The 14,995-nt window shown below is 68.7% G+C and carries 15 protein-coding genes; 12 read left to right on the top strand and 3 right to left on the bottom strand.

The window, feature by feature from the left end; translation table 11 throughout:
* Positions 1-434 precede the first annotated feature (434 nt).
* Positions 435-1,784, top strand: a complete 1,350-nt coding sequence (locus BBK82_RS35635) for a KamA family radical SAM protein (protein WP_065918886.1) — start codon at positions 435-437, stop codon at positions 1,782-1,784.
* Positions 1,785-1,821: 37 nt separating this feature from the next.
* On the opposite strand, the gene BBK82_RS35630 is transcribed toward BBK82_RS35635, so the two are convergent.
* Both BBK82_RS35630 and BBK82_RS35625 read right to left on the bottom strand, forming a co-directional pair.
* Positions 1,822-2,229 (bottom strand): PPOX class F420-dependent oxidoreductase, encoded by a 408-nt coding sequence (locus BBK82_RS35630; RefSeq protein WP_237047743.1) that lies wholly within the window; start codon positions 2,227-2,229, stop codon positions 1,822-1,824.
* Positions 2,226-2,855: a TetR/AcrR family transcriptional regulator gene (locus BBK82_RS35625; protein ID WP_218920447.1), complete on the bottom strand. Its 630-nt coding sequence runs from the start codon at positions 2,853-2,855 to the stop codon at positions 2,226-2,228. Before BBK82_RS35625 ends, BBK82_RS35630 begins: the two co-directional genes overlap by 4 nt.
* Positions 2,856-2,957: 102 nt before the next feature.
* Between BBK82_RS35625 and BBK82_RS35620 the strand changes: the two genes are divergently transcribed.
* Together BBK82_RS35620 and BBK82_RS35615 are read left to right on the top strand one after the other, a co-directional pair.
* Positions 2,958-4,133, top strand: coding sequence for an epoxide hydrolase family protein (locus BBK82_RS35620; RefSeq protein WP_065918885.1), 1,176 nt, complete (start codon positions 2,958-2,960; stop codon positions 4,131-4,133).
* A gap of 373 nt (positions 4,134-4,506) precedes the next feature.
* Complete coding sequence (locus tag BBK82_RS35615; protein ID WP_065921607.1) at positions 4,507-4,917, top strand: HPF/RaiA family ribosome-associated protein; 411 nt, start codon at positions 4,507-4,509, stop codon at positions 4,915-4,917.
* A 254-nt stretch (positions 4,918-5,171) separates the two neighbouring features.
* Here BBK82_RS35615 and BBK82_RS35610 read toward each other — a convergent pair whose 3' ends face one another.
* A complete protein-coding gene (locus BBK82_RS35610) occupies positions 5,172-5,492 on the bottom strand; it encodes a hypothetical protein (RefSeq protein ID WP_154697685.1) in 321 nt (106 codons plus the stop codon).
* A 170-nt stretch (positions 5,493-5,662) separates the two neighbouring features.
* On the opposite strand from BBK82_RS35610, the gene BBK82_RS35605 reads away from it, so the two are divergent.
* The 9 genes from BBK82_RS35605 to BBK82_RS35565 all read left to right on the top strand — a co-directional run bounded on the left by BBK82_RS35605 (position 5,663) and on the right by BBK82_RS35565 (position 14,995).
* Positions 5,663-6,586, top strand: coding sequence for a response regulator transcription factor (locus BBK82_RS35605; protein ID WP_237047742.1), 924 nt, complete (start codon positions 5,663-5,665; stop codon positions 6,584-6,586).
* Positions 6,587-6,708: 122 nt separating this feature from the next.
* The gene (locus BBK82_RS35600) at positions 6,709-7,038 is read left to right on the top strand and encodes a hypothetical protein (protein ID WP_065918882.1); all 330 of its coding nucleotides are present in this window, start codon (positions 6,709-6,711) and stop codon (positions 7,036-7,038) included.
* Positions 7,039-7,588: 550 nt separating this feature from the next.
* A complete protein-coding gene (locus tag BBK82_RS35595; protein ID WP_065918881.1) occupies positions 7,589-8,380 on the top strand; it encodes a hypothetical protein in 792 nt (263 codons plus the stop codon).
* Positions 8,371-9,861 carry a hypothetical protein gene (locus BBK82_RS35590; protein ID WP_154697684.1) on the top strand — a complete coding sequence of 497 codons (1,491 nt, stop codon included), beginning with the start codon at positions 8,371-8,373 and terminating at the stop codon, positions 9,859-9,861. The genes BBK82_RS35595 and BBK82_RS35590 overlap by 10 nt, the downstream gene beginning before the upstream one ends.
* Before the next feature lie 505 nt (positions 9,862-10,366).
* Positions 10,367-10,804, top strand: a complete 438-nt coding sequence (locus tag BBK82_RS35585; RefSeq protein WP_065918879.1) for a phosphopantetheine-binding protein — start codon at positions 10,367-10,369, stop codon at positions 10,802-10,804.
* A 79-nt stretch (positions 10,805-10,883) separates the two neighbouring features.
* Positions 10,884-13,094, top strand: coding sequence for a polyketide synthase (locus tag BBK82_RS35580; protein WP_065918878.1), 2,211 nt, complete (start codon positions 10,884-10,886; stop codon positions 13,092-13,094).
* Positions 13,087-13,854, top strand: a complete 768-nt coding sequence (locus BBK82_RS35575; protein ID WP_065918877.1) for a thioesterase II family protein — start codon at positions 13,087-13,089, stop codon at positions 13,852-13,854. The genes BBK82_RS35580 and BBK82_RS35575 overlap by 8 nt, the downstream gene beginning before the upstream one ends.
* On the top strand, positions 13,851-14,738 hold the full coding sequence (locus BBK82_RS35570; RefSeq protein ID WP_065918876.1) for a 3-hydroxyacyl-CoA dehydrogenase family protein: 888 nt from the start codon (positions 13,851-13,853) through the stop codon (positions 14,736-14,738). Before BBK82_RS35575 ends, BBK82_RS35570 begins: the two co-directional genes overlap by 4 nt.
* Entirely contained in the window at positions 14,735-14,995 is a 261-nt protein-coding gene (locus BBK82_RS35565; protein ID WP_065918875.1) for an acyl carrier protein, read from the top strand. The genes BBK82_RS35570 and BBK82_RS35565 overlap by 4 nt, the downstream gene beginning before the upstream one ends.

Below are 14,995 nucleotides of genomic sequence, written 5' to 3'. Positions count from 1 at the left end.
CTAGCAGAGATGGACGGTTCGTTGTATGTCAACGGGTCCATTCGAGCCTGCGCGGGCGGTAACGGTGACCCGGACAGGAACCCGACAGACAGCCGCTGCCAGGCGCGTTGGGCAATCCCACGAACACTGAGCAACGTCACAACCGAGTGCGGCAGCGGTCCATCATGGCGGAATTGTTGATCGCGCAGTTGATCGCACAGTTGATCGCACGCCGGTTCGATCCGGACTGTTCAAGAACTGGCACGCAGATTCGATCCGTGCTAGCGACTTGACGGAAGAGACACGGACACGCAAAGCTCAGAACGGTACTGAATTTCCGCGGAACGATCCGCGGTTCGGAGGGCTTTCATGGGGGAAGCATTGTCCGACACCAACGTCCTCACTTCCGCATTCCAGATGTTCGCGGCCGCCCGCCGGGTGCAGTCATCGACCTGATGACGCCCCAGCCGTACGACTACGTCCGACGCGAGCTGGTCGAACCGGACTGGCGCCGATTCCCCGGCTGGTCCCACGTGACCGAGGCGCAGTGGCGGAACGCGCAGTGGCAGCGGGTCAACTGCGTGAAGAACGCGCGGCAACTCCGCGCGGTGCTGGGCGGCCTGCTGACGGACGACTTCTACGAGGACCTGGCCGCGGACCGGGAAACCTTCGCGAGCATGTCGATGCTGATCCCACCGCACATGCTGAACACGACAGTGGTCGACCCGGTGTCGTCACCGCTGGAGTTCACCAAGATGTTCTACGCCGATCCGGTGCGCCGCTACATGCTCCCGGTCTCCTCCGACCGCGACCCGCGCTGGCCGTCACACCCGCACTCCCAGCGCGACTCGCTGCACGAGGCCGAGATGTGGGTCGTCGAGGGCCTGACCCACCGCTACCCCACCAAGGTGCTGGCCGAGATGGTCTCCACCTGCCCGCAGTACTGCGGCCACTGCACCCGCATGGACCTGGTCGGCAACTCCACCCCGCTGATCGACAAGCACAAGCTCTCGCTCAAGCCGGTCGACCGCCAGGACCAGATGATCGACTACCTGAAGAAGACCCCCGGCGTCCGCGACGTGGTGGTCTCCGGCGGCGACGTGGCCAACGTCCCCTGGCCACAGCTCGAGTCGTTCCTGATGCGCCTGCTCGACATCGAAACCGTCCGCGACATCCGCCTCGCCACCAAGGCCCTGGCCGGCCTGCCCCAGCACTGGCTGCAGCCCCGCGTGGTCGAGGGCCTGGAACGCGTGGCCCGCACCGCATCCCGCCGCGGTGTCAACCTCGCGATCCACACACACGTCAACCACGCACAGTCCGTGACGCCTCTTGTCGCCGAGGCTGCTCGCACTGCATTGGAGGTCGGTGTGCGGGACGTGCGCAACCAGGGTGTGCTGATGAAGGGCGTGAACGCGACACCGGCCGACCTGCTCGACCTGTGCTTCGCGCTGCAAGGCGAAGCGAACATCCTGCCGTACTACTTCTACATGTGCGACATGATCCCCAACGCGGAACATTGGAGGGTGTCCGTCTGGGAAGCCCAGGAGCTGCAGCACGCGATCATGGGCTACCTGCCGGGGTACGCGACGCCGCGCATCGTGTGCGATGTGCCGTACGTGGGCAAGCGGTGGGTGCACCAGCTCGCCGAATACGACCGTGAGCTCGGGATCTCGTACTGGACGAAGAACTACCGGACCGGGATCGAGCTGGAGGACCCGGAGGCGTTGAACCGCCGCTACCCCTACTACGACCCGATCTCCACCCTCGGCGAGACGGGCCAGAAGCGGTGGGCCGACCAGGCCTGACGGTCCCCAGAACGGGAATTGAGCTCGCGCTGCTGGGTCAGGGCGTGTGCATCCGGTCGACCCTGACGGTGAGCAGGACGCGCTGCTCCTGACCGTCGCCGAAACCGGGGTACGGCCGGCCGATGTACTTCTGCGACAGCTCGTCGATGTGCTCACGCGCGCCGTCGGTCGTGATGCCCACGACGCTGCCGCGCAGAGCCCAGTACCGCGAGGGCGCGGCCGGGTCGGCGATGCCGATGGCGATGCGCGGGTCGCGCCGGAGGTTGCGGGTCTTCTGGTGGGTGTCCACGGTGTTGATGAGCACGTGTCCGCCGTCGGTGCCCGCCCAGGTCTGGGAGATCTGAGGGGATCCGTCGGGCATGAGCGTGGTCACGAAGCAGATGGACCTGGCGTTGAGGACCGCGATCAGGTCGTCGGGCAGAACCGTCATGTGCTTGGCCTTCATGTCTGGTCGTTGTAGAGGTGGTCGATGACCGCCTCGTCCGGCTGGTCGCCGGAGAGGTCGGCGTGGCGCACACCCGCCAGCGCGATCCGGAGAGCGCGGCGCCACAGCCGTGGAGCGTGAGCACGGGAGGCGTCCATGACGCTGCCCACCATCACGTGCACCGCGGCGAAGTCGGCGGGGGTCGCCCCGTCCGGCAGCTGGCCCGCGCGGACGGCCCGGTCGACGAGGTCGGCCACCAGCGGAGTCATCCGCTCGTGTGCGCGCTGCACCAGCGCGGTGGCCTGGTTGCGGCTTCGCAGCAACTCCCCCAGGCCGCGGCTTTGCGCCTCGATCTCCAGTTGCCGCTCGATGAACCAGGTGAGTCCCGCCCAGGCGTCGTCGTAGCGCGAGGCCTGCTCCGCCAAGCCGATCACCGTGTCGATGTGCCCGCTGAACAGGGCGTCCAGCAGGTCCTGCCGTTGTGGGAAGCGCCGGTAGATCGTGCCCATCCCGGTGCCGGCGGCTCGCGCGATGTCCTCGTACGAGACGTCCAGCCCTTGCGAGGCCATGAGGTCGTGGGCCGTGCGCAACAGCAACTGGCGATTGCGCTCGGCGTCACGTCGCAGAGGAGGAGCCGCTTCGGTCACAGACGGAGCGTAGACAAGTGGAAGAAAAATTCCAAGTTGAAGACTTATTCCGTTTCTCGGCTACGCTCGCACCGTTCGCCTCCGACGACCCTGGAGCTCCCGGTGACATCCCCTTCCGCCAACGACGTGGTCGAGCCGTTCACGATCGCCGTCCCCGACACCGAGCTGCTGGACCTGCGCAGCCGCTTGGCCGCCACCCGGTGGCCGGACCGCGAGACGGTTCCGGACGGGGGCCAGGGTCCGCAGCTGGACCGCGTCCGCGCTCTCTGCGACCACTGGGCCACCGGCTACGACTGGCGGCGCACCGAGAAGGTCATCAACGACCTCGGCTCGTCCCGCACCGTCATCGACGGGATCGACATCCACTTCCTGCACGTCCGGTCGGCCGAGCCGGACGCCGTCCCGCTGCTGCTGTGCCACGGCTGGCCCGGCTCGGTCCTGGAGTTCCGGCACCTGGTGGGCCCGCTGACCGATCCGGTGGCACACGGCGGCGACGCCCGCGACGCGTTCCACGTGGTGATCCCCTCCATGCCGGGCTTCGGGTTCTCCGGCAAGCCCACGACGACCGGCTGGAACACCTCTCGCGTCGCCGACGCGTGGATCACCCTCATGCGGCGCCTGGGCCATGACACCTGGTTCGCCCAGGGCGGCGACTGGGGTTCGGCCGTCGTCGAGCAGATCGCCCGCAAGGCACCCGAGCAGTGCTTGGGCGTGCACTTCAACCTGCCGCTGGTCTTCCCCACCGAACAGGAGGTGAGCGCCGCGACCGCGGCGGAACAACAGATGATCGCGCGCGCTCAGCGCTACCAGGACGAACTGAGCGCGTACGCCTGGGAACAGGCCACCCGGCCGCAGACGATCGGCTACTCGCTCTCGGACTCACCCGCCGGGCTCGCCGCCTGGATCTACACGCTCTTCCAGGACGTCACCGACAGCGGCGGCAACCCCGAAGAGGTCATCGACCGCGACGAGATCCTCGACGACGTCATGCTCTACTGGCTCCCCAACGCCGCGGCGTCCTCCGCCCGCCTGTACTGGGAGGAGGGCCGAGCCGGCACCGCGCCCAGGACTGCGGAGCGGCCGAACCCCGTCCCCGCCGGGTTCAGCATCTTCCCCGGCGAGGCTGTGCAAGCCTCCCGGCGCTGGGTCGAGCGGCGCTACGAGACGGTGGTGCACTACGACCAGCTCGAGCGCGGAGGCCACTTCGCCGCCCTGGAGCAGCCGGACGTCCTCACCGACCAGATCCGGACGACCTTCCGAGGGCTGCGGGCGTCGTGACCGCAGGCGCGGCCGCCCCGGCTGACGAACGTCCTGTATCGGTGTACGCATCGCCCCATCCGGTGAGCCGGCAGGTCCACTACCGGACGGGCTGCGCAGGACCGCTACCGATCCTGGCGACCTGGGGACGTGCTGTGACGCGATGACGTTGTGCGGCAGGGCCACCGTGCCGCGTCCACAGTGGACGTGGCACGGTGGCCCTGCGGCCGCGGTGTCTGGGTGGTCATTCCCCTGCAGCCCGTGATGCACGGTCACCGCAGCTCAACGCCCTGATGCGGAGTCCAGACACCCCACGCGCCGAACCGCCGCGTTTGAACCGGCCGCTCCCGTGGTATCGACCAGGATCATTTCTGTCCCGTTCCGGAGGGTGCTCATGCAGATCCAGGTCAACACCGACCACAACATCCACGGTGGCGAACGACTGGCCACCTATGTGACCACCGACCTGGAGAACAGCCTGTCCCGGTTCAGCGGATGGCTGACCCGAGTGGAAGTGCACCTCAGCGAGGACGGGGGCAGCAAGCCGGAGGACAAGAAGTGCGTCATCGAGGCACGCCCGGGAGGCAAGCAGCCGGTCGCGGTCACCCACCACGCGACCACCGTGGACGACGCGTACGCCGGGGCCGCGCACAAGCTGGGAAGGGTGCTGGATTCCCGGTACAGCCGCGCCCACGACCACAAGGGCAGTGACAGCATCCGCCACATGCCCGCGCCGGAAGACCCAGAGCTGGTCGGCGTGCTCGAGGACGAGCCTCGGGCTGATCAAGGCGACACGGCGCGGTAGGCCTCATCGGCCCGAACCTCTGGCCGGGTTTGCCCGCCAGAGGTTCGGGCGCTGAACCGCGTGGGGCGTCAAACCCGGCCTGTCCACCGCGGACGGCGTCATCGCCGCCTCCGTGCCACCGTCCTCTGTGGACGGCACTGGTCGAGAAGTGCACGAAGACTGCCTGCCAACCACTTCCGCTGCCGAGCAGGCGCGACGCGTGGACGGTCCGCGCCCGTTCACCGTCGCGGCCCCGGTGGCCAGGACAAGCCCCATCAGCATGGTCCCACCGACGGCTGGTGCGACACGACGCCCGAGCTCAGGTACCCGATCTGGCCGTAGTGGTCCGCCTTGAACCAGCGGTTCGACCCGAACCCGTTGGGGCCACCGTCGATCCAGCAGTTGATGTCGACCCACTGCCTGCAGATCCTGACGATGGTCGACGCGTCCAGGTTGGGGTTGGTACGCAGGTTTCCCTCGTCCACGTATCCGCGGGCTGCGAGCGTGCCCGCGTTGGGAGCTGCTGCCGCCGCACCCGCTGTACCTGCGACCAGCGCTGTCGCCAGCATCGCCGTTCCCAAGAGTTTCCTCAGCATTCGTGCTCCTCTGTACATGGGCGTCATTACTGACACCGCACCGAGGAGGGAAATGACAGAAAAAGGTCAAAGAGCGGGCGACAGAAACCAGCTGCCCGAAGCGTGGCCATGATGCTGCGATGACAACGACGAAGCCTGGCTCGTTGCGGGTAGACGCCCAGACGGCCACTGTGCTTCGCGAGGCCTATCACAAGATCGGTGTTCTCGCGAAGGGCAACCACTACGCCGTTTACGACTACCTTCGCGCGGCGCTCACAAAGATCACGCCGGTGGACTGCCTTTACGTCGGCATTCTTCAGGGTGCCAACCGGGTCCGCTATCCGTACGGCTTCGACAGCGGCGCGTACGACGACCCCGCCGTCCACACCTACGGCCCACATGGCCAGACCGCCTGGCTGCTCAAGCACCGCGTCACCTACCGCTACGCATACGACAACGGCGCGGTGCTGCACGCGGGCGTCATGTGCGGCGACACCTCACGACGTTCTGCGGACGCAATCACCGCACCCATGCTCAGACCGGACCGCGACGGCAACTCCCAGGTGTTCGGCATGGTCTCGGTGCAGAGCTACGCACCAGACGCGTTCGACGACAACACCGTGCGAGCGCTGGAATGGCTCACCGACCTGCTCGCCCGGCTGCTACGACGCGACGCCGACGACCGCGAGGCGCTGCGACTGCTTCCCGCCGGCGACAGCACCACGCACCCGGTCACTGCCGACCACATCGTGGAACACCTCGGCTCCCGCGTCGCCGAGGTGCGCGCCATGGCCGAACAGGCACGACGCGACCCAGCCGATTCCGCCCACCAGCTCGCATTGATCGTGCGCGCGTGCGAGCAGCTCCAGTCCGAACTCATCGAAATGACCCTGGACCTCGACGACGGACCTGAACAGCGGTTCCTCGCGCTCACCCCGGTCGAGCAGGAGGTAGCACTGCACCTGGCTGAAGGTCACGACAACGATCAGCTCGCCGCTGAGCTGGGCCGGAGTCCGCACACGGTCAGAACGCACCTGCGCGCCATCTTCCGCAAATACGGCATGGCGACCCGGCACCTCGTCGCCGAAGACGTGTGCAAATACGTCGCGAGGTAGTCCCGAAGACGAGTGCCTGGTGCCACCCGGATCGTCCGCCGGGCGATGGGCGGCGACCTCTCCGCTGACCAACATCAGAGGAGAGGGCCGCACAGGACGGTCCGGAACGGGAGAGGGTTCGGATGACCAAGCTCAGCAAGAAGATCGTCCAGGTCGCGGTGGCACTGGGGCTCGGCGCGCTGGCGTTGCCGGTCGCCGCGGGGCAAGCATCGGCGGCCACCGTCATCGGCGGCGTCGACATCGCTCAGCAGTGCCGGGTGCAGTTCTCGTCGCCGCTGGAGCTCCGGCTCCTCGACCCGCACAACGCCTACGCGTGGCGCTGCTACTCCCCGAGCTCGGGCAACTTCTACAGCGTCGACCTCAACGACGCCTGCGCACGCCAGTGGGCCGGCGGCGCGTTCGCCATCGTCCTCGACACCGGCAACCCGTACTCGTGGCGGTGCGCCCGCTGACGTTTCGCACGACAGAAGGCGACAACTGCGGCGCCCGGTGGAGCCATCTCCACCGGGCGGTCTCCTGCTACCCGTACGACCCCTGCGAGCAACTCCAGCGTGTCGACCACATGGTGCGAAGTCTCATTTGTCGTCGTACCAAGCGATCACCTTGACGTGTGGAGGACGTGCAGGAAGTGGGCACGGCTGGCCAGCCCGGTCAGCTCGTCGCGCTTCGCCTTGTCGCGCAACGCCTCCTCCCACTGGCGGCGTCTGCTCACGTCCACGGCGGCGACGACCGGCTCGGCGCACGGTCCTGTCGATTGACGGTGAGGCGTTCGATCTGGCCGGGCTCGAGAGGCTCAGGCCGCGCGTTCAAGGGCGCTGCGACGGCGAGTGATCGGTGGGTTCGATGCTCGTGCAGTGCCGCTCGTATTCCCGCGGCGCACGCCGTAGGCAAGTGATTCCAGATCAGCGGTCAGTATGCGGCTCGCGCCGGCGGTTGCGAGCACATCGGCGATTCACGCGGTCCCATCGTTTGGGCACGGATCTTTTGGTAGATTCCGCGGCGATGACCGCCGACGATCAGAACCAGGACGTCACGAACGCGGCACGCGATGTCGACGGCACCGTGGTGCAGGCCAGGCACATCGGCTCCCTGACCGTCCACGGCCACCAGCGCGCGATCGTGCCTCTCGGCGCGATCTTCTGCGTCGTGCTCGCCATCGGGGGTTTCATCACCTGGCACCTCTGGCCGCGGGACGAGCAGCCGTTCACCGGTGATCCGCTGGCGGCCTCCTCGGTGCTCGACGGATCCTGTGACTCCACCGGGTGGGTGGCGCCGCATGAGGGCGATGCGCCGATCAAGGTCGTGGATCGGCCGCCCGGCGCCGTGGCTGCCAGCGGGCACTACGTGATCGTGACGTTGCAGGGCCTGACCGACATGAAGGTCGTGCTGCAGTCGATGAAGGCGGAGGTGCTCAACCGCGGACCGGCCGCGTCCGGGGTACACCTGCCCGGCCGATGCGGCGGAGGTCTCACTCCGCGGTTCTTCGCGGTGGACCTCTCCGCCGTCGCGCCGACCGCCGTCCCCAGGGAGGGCAACCACGGCGAGGAGACGATCCCGCCGGTCTCGTTCCCGTTCACGATCGGCCGGGACGACGTCGAGCAGTTCATCGTCGAACCCTCCTCCCCCAGCGAGGAGGTCGAATGGGTGCTCCTGGTGCGGTGGACCGCCGGGGCGCGTTCGGGCGAACTTCGCATCGACGATCAGGGGATGCCGTTCCGCACCACCGCGATCACGGCGGCCCGCAGGTGGTGCATGACCGGGGCCGGTGACGAGTGGAGGCCGTCGTGCGAGTAGCCGCCGTCTGCCTCGCCGCGTTGCTGGTCACCGCCTGCACTGCGGAGGAAGCCCCCGAGGCGCCGTTCAGCGAGCCGCGGTGGACTCGCACGAGCGTGCCCACATTGCAATACGAGCAACTGCCGAGCGTGCGTGGCGCAGCCGGTTGGCAAGGCGGCTTCGCGGTGGCGAGCGAGCGGGCCGATGATGTTCCCGTCGTGCACATGTCGGCCGACGGCGCGACGTGGCGCCAGATCGTCATCTCTGGCCTGACAGAGCTCGGGCAGGGCGATGCCGTTGCGGGACATGGAAAACACGGCTATCTGCTGGGCGAGGGCTTCCACGGCCCCACGGTGTGGACGTCCGAAGGCGACGTCTGGTACCGCATCCCGCTGCCAGGCGCCCGGCCGGGCGACCGCGTGTCCTCGATCAGCGCCGGCCCGCGCGGTGTGGTGGTCGTCGGCTTCGGTCCGGAGACGGGCATCGCGACCGCGGACGTGCTGAGGATCTGGCACTCGGCGGACGGCGAGAGGTTCGGCGAGCCGGTGGACGTGCCGATGCCGGATGTGTACCCCTACGAACCGCCGTTGGTGGCCGCGACCGGCCACGGCTTCCTGATCTACCGGATCATCATCGGGCACGACCACGCCACCCCGGCACTCCTGGAGTCCCGCGACGGCAGGACCTGGCGTGACGTCGGGCCGCAGCTGATCGGCTGGCCGGCGGGCGTCGGCAGACCGAGGATCGACGCCGCCACGCACAACGACGGCGTGGCCGTCGCATTCACGAACACCGCGGACCCGGTGCACGAGGAAGATCGCGACAGAGGTCTGACCGCCTGGTACCGCCGGGACGGCGACACGGCGTGGACCGCAACGGCCTCGATCGCGTCCGGCAGGCTGCCCGACGCCGGCGTGGTTCCCCGGCGGCAGCGCACGGTGCACCAGGTCATACCGTGGCACAGCGGATTCCTTGCGCTCGGCTGGGCGGGCGGAGCCGCGCTGTGGACGTCGGCAGACGGTGTCACGTGGACGAAGACCCCGGTGCGGGACAACGGTTTCGATCAGGCGGAGAGACTGGGCTTCCTGTCCAACGGCACGGTCAGCCTGCTGCTGCGCACCAAACACAAGCTCATCGGCCCGACCGAGGTGTGGCGCCACGGTGACCCCGCCGGACCGGCACGAGGCCCTGGCCGGGCGCTGCTGCCCGGTGGGTCGTGGAGCCAGCACTCAGGCCGGGTCGTGGTGGACGACGCCGGTACGGGCAAGCTGTTCTACCGCGGCCCCGGCGACACCGCCGGGACGTACCGGACGGTGCAGGTGCGCACCACGCACACCGCGGAGAACGGCACCAGAACACTCGAGGTGACCGCATCCGACGACCCGGCGGCACCGATCGGAGCCGTGTTCCAGGTTCGCGTCGTCGCCCCCGGCGCGGTGGTGCTGCGCCCGGACGGTCTCCAGGCCGAGTTCTGCGACACGGACCACGACAGGGAGTGTTAGGCCAGCACCCAGTTCCATTGCTCGATCACTGCGTCAGGAGTTCTTGCAGCAGTTGTACGGCAAAGGGGCCACGACGGTGCCGTCGACCGGACGGCAGCCGAGGCCCGCTTCGGCGCGGTCCGCAACGTCTCGGATCTGACCCCGCCATCGCCACCAAATCGTTCGACCGCGAAATTGTTGGTTGGAATATTCCAGCAGCGACCGAATCAGGCTATTTGTTGACAACATCACACAGGATCGGTAGACATATATCGTGGTGCGAGCAGGATCGGTAGACATATATCGTGGTGCGAGATTCTGATACAGCCGCACCACCGCATCAGGGGGCAACGGGGGGAAGTTGAACGGCAGCGGCGACTCCGGCCGCCGAATTTTTTCGCGCACCCCTGGTTGCATCGAGATCACCGAGGGGGATGACGATGCCAACGGTGGAACACGTGTGTTCACCCATTGCCGGACACGAGCGCGACTGATCAAGATTCTCCATTCGAGGACGTGATTCTCCGTGGGCGCGCAAGGCAGCCGCACGCACGGCGAGCGACGCGCTGGCACAGCGCGGCCGGATGACAGTCCTGTTGAGCATGACAGCGCGACCTGGACGAACACCGAGCGCACCCTCGCCGAGATCTGGTGCGAGGTGCTTGAAATCGATCAGGTCGGGGTGCTCGACAACTTTTTTGACGTCGGCGGCTACTCAATGCTGATGCACGTTGTTCGGGATCGAATTTCACAACGCCTGAACATGCGTCCGCACATCGTGGAACTGTTCGAGCATCCGACGGTCAGGGCACTCGGCGGCTTTCTCGACGGCGCTGCGGCAATGAGGCCGGCCGACCTGCCGGACGGCAGCGAACGCGCGAGGGCTCGCTCTCGCCTGGCGCGTCTGCGCGACCAGCGCAATCGGGGGTTTGACGACGATCATGATTCCGTTGAGCGAGGCTGAACCAGGTACCGAAAACGAACGCCAGAGCACACATCTCGCTGTTGTCGGCTTGGCCTGCCGATTTCCGGAAGCGGACGGCGTGGACGAGTTCTGGGAGAACCTGTCCACCGGTGTCGACAGCGTCAGCCGGTCCTCTCCGCGCACCGTCGCGGTGGCGGGCGGCGGCACCGAGGAGTACGTCCCCGCCGGCGGTTTGGTGCGGCGGCCGGAGTGGTTCGACGCGGACTACTTCGCCTGCACCCCGCGCGAGGCGATGTTGATGGACCCCCAGCACCGGCTGCTGCTCGAGTGCGCGGTCGAGGCGCTCGAACGGGCGGGGTACGACCCGCAGCGGTACCGGGGGTCGATCGGCATCTACGCGGGTTGTGGCGAGTCGTCCTATGCGCATGCGCTGCGGGCGCGGCGCGACGAGTTGCCCTCGGTCACCGAGTGGGACATCCGGATGGGCACCGCCCCCGACTTCTTGTGCAGCAAGGTCGCCTACAAGCTCGGCACGACCGGGCCGGCGGTCGCGGTGCAGGCGGCCTGCGCGACGTCGTTGGTGGCCGTCCACCTCGCGGCACAGGCGCTGCTGGCAGGCGAATGCGACCTCGCGCTCGCCGGTGGCACGTCCGTGCACGTACCGCCCCGGCTCGGGCGTTACACGGTCGGCGGCATCCTGTCCCCCACCGGGATGTGCCGTGCGTTCGACGCGCGTGCGGACGGGGTGATCGGTGGTCAGGGGTGCGGTGTCGCCGTGCTGAAACGGCTGCCGGAAGCGCTCGCCGATGGGGACCACGTCCACGCCGTGCTCATCGGCTCGGCCGTGAACAACGACGGTGCGGAGCGGGTCGGGTTCACCGCGCCGGGGGTCAGGGGGCAGTCGGCGGTCATCCGCGCGGCCCAGCTCGCCGCGGACGTGGCACCGTCGACCGTCACCTACGTCGAGGCGCACGGCACCGCCACCCCGGTCGGCGATCCCATCGAGATCGCGGCGCTCACCAGGGTGTTCGCCGGCGACCGGGCGGAGCGCGGGGAACCCTGCTGGCTCGGTTCGGTCAAGACGAACATCGGGCACACCGACGCCGCCGCGGGCATCGCCGGGTTCATCAAGACCGTGCTCGCCGTCGAGCACGGGGTGATCCCGCCGAGCCTGCACTTCACGGCACCGAATCCCGACATCGACTTCGACGCGGGCCCGTTCGCCGTGGTCACCGAACCACGACCGTGGCAGCCGGCCGGCGTGCCGCGCAGGGCCGGGGTGAGCTCGTTCGGCCTCGGCGGGACGAACGCCCACGTCGTGCTCGAACAACGGCCCACCGGCGAACCGGGCGAACCCGCGCCGGGGCCGCACGTCCTGCTGCTCTCCGCCCGGACTCCGGCCGCACTCGACGCGGCCACCGCGCGGCTCGCCGACCACCTCCGCCGCCACCCGGAACAGGCGCTCGCCGACGTGGCGTGGACGCTGCAGGTCGGACGGCGCCGCCACCGGTGCCGGCGCTACGCCGTCGTCCACGACCGGGACGACGCCGTGCACGTGCTCACCGGCGGGGATCCGGACCGGCTCGTGACAGGCGGCGACGAACGGCCGGTGGCGCTGCTGTGTCCCGGTCCTGACCAGAACGCCACGACGCGACGGTGGACCACCATCGGCATCAGCCCCGACATCGCGTTCTGCCGCGAACCCGGTGCATGGGCGACAGCTGCGGTGCCGGGCCTGCCCGTGGACGAGGTGGCCTGGTCGGAACCCGGTCTCGCGAGCGCGCTCGCCGGTCCTGGCCGGGTGTTCCTGGAGATCGGCGGCGACGAGCTGGGGTCCGAGCTCCGCGCTCATCCACTGTGGACGGATCGGCACGTCGTGGTCACCACGGTCCGGCCGGTGACGGCGCTCGGTGAACTGTGGCTGGCCGGTGCGGCGATCCGCTGGTCCCGGGTCAGCCACGGACCGCGACGCCGGGTGCCGCTGCCCACCTACCCCTTCGAACGACGCCGTCACCTCGTCGAGCAGGAGCCGGGTGCCGCACCGGCACCGCGGTTCGACCCGGTCACGGACGCGGCGCAGGACGTCGAACGGGCGGTGACGCTGCTGTTCACCGAGATGCTCGGGCTGCCCGACGTCGATCCGGACGACAGCTTCTTCGACCTCGGCGGTGACTCACTGGTCGCCACCCGGCTCGTCGCGCGCGTCGGCCAGATCTTCCCCGTGGCACTGGAGCTCCGCGCCATGTACGTCGCTCCGTCGGTGCGCGAGCTCGCCGCGCTGATCGACGAACGGCTCGCGAACCGCGCCACGGCGGTCCGCGATGCCTGAGCAACGCCGGTGGGTGGTCGAACGCGCCGCGCGGCCCGACCCGGTGGCGACCCTGTACTGCTTTCCGCACGCCGGCGGCGCGGCGGGCGAGTTCGTCCGCTGGGCCGCGGAACTGCCGCGGCTTCGCGTGGCGGCAGTCCAGCCACCCGGACGCGCTCACCAACTCGGCGAGCACGCGTTCACCGCCATGGCACCGCTCGTCGACGCCGTGCTGGCCGGAGTGCGGTTCGTCGAGCCGTTCGCCCTCTTCGGGCACAGTCTCGGCGCCCTCGTCGCGTTCGAGGTCGCGAAGTCGCTGCGCGCACACCGCGGAATCACGCCGGTCCGCCTCTTCGTCTCCTCCTGCACAGCACCTCCGCTCCCCGTCAGCCGTGCGCCGCTGCACCTGCTCGACGACCGCGAGCTGCACGCCGAGATCGAGCGGCGCTGGGGACCACTGCCCGCGGCCGTCCGCGCGGACGACCGTCTGCTCTCCGCCGCACTCGCGTGCTACCGAGCCGACTTCGCGGTGCTCGAAACCCATGAGCACGTGCCGGACACGCCGCTCGGCTGCCCGATCACCGCGTTCGTCGGCGACGGCGAACGCGGCGGTGCCCAGCGGATGCTCGGCTGGGGCGCACACACCGCGAAGACGTTCGACCTGTGCCAGCGACCAGGGGGCCATTTCCACGTCAGGGACGGCGTCGGCGAGCTGTGCCGCCTGATCGACCACACCGTCACCACCGACGTGCACCCAACCCACCTAAGGATGTCCACATGAAACGGATAGGCGTCGCCGGGGCAGGCACGATGGGCATCGGCGTGGCGCAGCTCTTCGCCCAGGGCGGCCACGAGGTCGTGCTCGTGGACGTCGCCGAGGAGATCCTCGACCGGGCCAGGCGGGCGATCGACCGTGCCGTGTTCCTCGGCCCGCTCGTCCGGCCGCACGCCGAGCACCACCCACCTGACGAGGTGCTGGGCCGGATCACCTTCACCACGGCGCTCGCCGAGCTGGAGGCCGTCGACTTCGTCGTCGAGAACGTCACCGAGGACTGGCGGGTGAAGAGCGCGCTCTACCCGCAGCTCGACCAGGTGTGCGCGCCCGGCACGGCGTTCGGGGTCAACACCTCGGCGATCCCGATCACCAAGGTCGCCGCGCTCACCGGTCGGCCCGATCGCGTGATCGGCACGCACTTCATGAACCCCGCACCGCTCAAGCCGACCGTGGAGGTGGTCCGCGGCACCTACACCTCGCCCGCCACCATCGAGGAGACCACCGCGTTGCTCGCCGGTGTCGGCAAGGCCTGCGTCGTGGTCGGGGACTCCCCGGGGTTCGTCACGAACCGGGTCGCGATGCTCACCGTCAACGAGGCCGTGTTCCTGCTCTGGGAAGGAGTCGCCTCCGCGCCGGACATCGACCGGCTGTTCCGGCAGTGCTTCGGGCACGCCATGGGTCCGCTCGCGACGGCGGACCTGATCGGCCTCGACACCGTTCTGCGGTCGCTGGAGGTCCTGTACGACGAGTTCAACGACCCCAAGTACCGACCGTGCCCGTTGCTGCGCAGTCTCGTCTACGCCGGACGGACCGGACGCAAGGCGGGGCAGGGATTCCACACCTACGAGCAGACGGAACCGGTCGACCAGAAGGTGAGCGTGACGCCGTGAAGCCCGTGCAGATCCACATCCGCGAGTTCGTCTTCCGCCACCTGGACGGCGTGGAGATCGACGACGACGAGGACCTGTTCGACGGCGGCCACGCGAACTCGCTGTTCGTCGTGCAGCTGGTGCTCTGGCTTGAGCGCACGTTCGGGATCGCGCTGTCGGGCCGGGACCTCGACATCGACAACTTCCGCACGATCGGGTCCATCGCGGCCTTCGTCGAGCGGAAGAACGTGAGTGCCGCGGTGAGCGGATCCGTCTGA

It is taken from the genome of Lentzea guizhouensis (assembly GCF_001701025.1).
Lineage (GTDB): Bacteria > Actinomycetota > Actinomycetes > Mycobacteriales > Pseudonocardiaceae > Lentzea > Lentzea guizhouensis.
The sequence above is the reverse complement of the archived record's forward strand: the minus strand, read 5'-3'. Positions and strand labels throughout refer to the sequence as shown.

Coding starts and splice junctions, on each gene's coding strand:
- BBK82_RS35635 (WP_065918886.1), top strand. CDS start 435: ATGACGCCCCAGCCGTACGACTACGTCCGACGCGAGCTGGTCGAACCG.
- BBK82_RS35630 (WP_237047743.1), bottom strand. CDS start 2,229: ATGAAGGCCAAGCACATGACGGTTCTGCCCGACGACCTGATCGCGGTC.
- BBK82_RS35615 (WP_065921607.1), top strand. CDS start 4,507: ATGCAGATCCAGGTCAACACCGACCACAACATCCACGGTGGCGAACGA.
- BBK82_RS35610 (WP_154697685.1), bottom strand. CDS start 5,492: ATGCTGAGGAAACTCTTGGGAACGGCGATGCTGGCGACAGCGCTGGTC.
- BBK82_RS35600 (WP_065918882.1), top strand. CDS start 6,709: ATGACCAAGCTCAGCAAGAAGATCGTCCAGGTCGCGGTGGCACTGGGG.
- BBK82_RS35595 (WP_065918881.1), top strand. CDS start 7,589: ATGACCGCCGACGATCAGAACCAGGACGTCACGAACGCGGCACGCGAT.
- BBK82_RS35575 (WP_065918877.1), top strand. CDS start 13,087: ATGCCTGAGCAACGCCGGTGGGTGGTCGAACGCGCCGCGCGGCCCGAC.
- BBK82_RS35570 (WP_065918876.1), top strand. CDS start 13,851: ATGAAACGGATAGGCGTCGCCGGGGCAGGCACGATGGGCATCGGCGTG.